The organism is Bradyrhizobium sp. 160, from assembly GCF_023073735.1.
Taxonomy (GTDB): Bacteria; Pseudomonadota; Alphaproteobacteria; order Rhizobiales; family Xanthobacteraceae; genus Bradyrhizobium.
This window is the reverse complement of record NZ_JADPKD010000032.1, coordinates 1-1748: the sequence shown is the minus strand read 5'-3', so window position 1 is coordinate 1748 and position 1748 is coordinate 1. Positions and strand designations below refer to the sequence as shown.

Annotated in this window: 2 pseudogenes; one reads left to right on the top strand and one right to left on the bottom strand. The window is 59.8% G+C overall.

The annotated features are described in order from the left end of the window. Nucleotides 1–150: 150 nt before the first annotated feature. Nucleotides 151–475, top strand: a pseudogene (locus IVA98_RS13615) (ISNCY-like element ISBva1 family transposase); the annotation flags it as partial. Between the two features lie 808 nt (nt 476–1283). Here the strand turns inward: IVA98_RS13615 and IVA98_RS13610 are convergent. Beyond that, a pseudogene (locus tag IVA98_RS13610) lies at nt 1284–1748 on the bottom strand (ATP-binding protein); the annotation flags it as partial.

The following is a 1748-nucleotide window of genomic DNA, read 5'->3' as shown; positions in this document are numbered from 1 at the left end:
CCATGCCCGCCGGCCTCCAATCCCGGCGGCAAGCTTGAATCATCAAAACGCTGATTTGTGAATCCCCAGCGATTCAGTCCGATGGGCTAACGCTCTAGCGAAGCGGTGCCCGAAGAGCCGCAGTCGTGGTCGGCTCGGCACGATCGCAACCACCAGGTCAAGCTGAGGCGCGTGCCGCGGCTGATGGCGACTGACGCCGGGTTCTACTCTGCCAGGAACGAGGCCGCTGCGAGAGCAATGGGGTCAAGGGGTATGCATTCCCAATCGATCGAGCAAAAGCCCTGAGCGCAAGCGCGAACAGAAGAAGCGCTGGTTCCGCGATGGCCAAAAATGGCGCACGCGATGTGAGGGACGCATCAGCGTGGTTAAGCGGCGAAACGGTCTCAATCGATGCTGACAGAAGGATGACGCCGGAATGCAGCGCTGGGTCGCCCTCGTCGTGATCTCAACCTCGTCAACATCGGCCGGACGATGAGCAGGCGAGCCGCTCCGTAGACCTCGCCCCCATCATTGCTCGCTTCAGACCCCCGCCGTCCACCCGGCCGGGTTTGTTTTGGTCCATGCCTTGGCCAAAGGCTGGAAAACATCAATTTCGCGCCGGGAAATAGACAAAAGTGGCTATCCACGGGCACTATTTGCCGAACGGAGAATATGCGATGAACCCTCAACGCGAAATTGAGGGTAGCCCGCACTGATCGAGCCGCTCTAGCGGTGTCCGTCTGGAGGGCCTCGCGCTCATCAGCAGACCGCCCTCGTTGTCGCTGCACTCGGTGCCGGCTTCGGCTCATCGTGTCACGCTTCCGCAAGCGGCGATAGAAAAAGTCGACGCGCGCCCAATCAAAGTGCCGAATTGCGTCGTGACGTGTCTGACCGAGATGCTGAAGCGAGCTGCAACTGGACTGCCGAATGACAAGAACGGGGCCATTGTAGAACGCCAACCCCTTTACCCCGAACGACGAAGGGCCACGAGCTTGCGCCTTTAAGGCTATCGCGGGTTGAGAATCGATCAGCCCCACATGCTCTCCACGAGATCGGTGTCGCCACATTAGCTTAGAGCGCGTCTCCACGAGATCAACTGGAATGACGAGCGAAGCGAAAGATCGCGCGTAAGTGAAAGAAAGCGTTCTGCTGACAACTGAGTTCTCTTAGTCCCGGTGTCAAGCGACGTCCGGATTTGACCCCGCAGCGACATGAGGAAGTGACCCCCTTGTTGTTTGCAGGACTGTAGCAAGCCGCTCGCGAAGCGCGCCCGTCATAGCGCTGTAGCGAGCGAGCGGCTTGCTTCACGACTTCTTCTCCGATTTGGCTTCTGGTGCAGCGGGCTTCTGCAGCAGTCCGCTGCGGCGCTTCTCCTTCAAGCGATAGCGTCGCCGCGGATCGTGATGACGTGACTGTGGTGCAGCAGACGATCAAGGATCGCGGTGGCAACCACGGGGTCGCTGAAGACCGAGCCCCACTCGCCGACACTGCGGTTGCTGGTCAGCAGGATCGCGCCTCTCTCATAGCGACGGCTAACGAGCTGAAAGAAGAGATGCGCGGCATTGGGTTCAAAGGGCAGATACCCAAGCTCGTCGATGATCAAGAGCTTTGGCTTGGCAAATTGCGCGAGTCGCTCCTCGAGCCGCCCTTCGCCGTGACCTTTAGCAAGCTGCGCAACGACAGTCGTGGCTGCGACGAACTGAACGGAATGCCCAGCCAGGATCGCTTCGCGACCAAGAGCGACCGCAAGATGCGTCTTGCCAACGCCA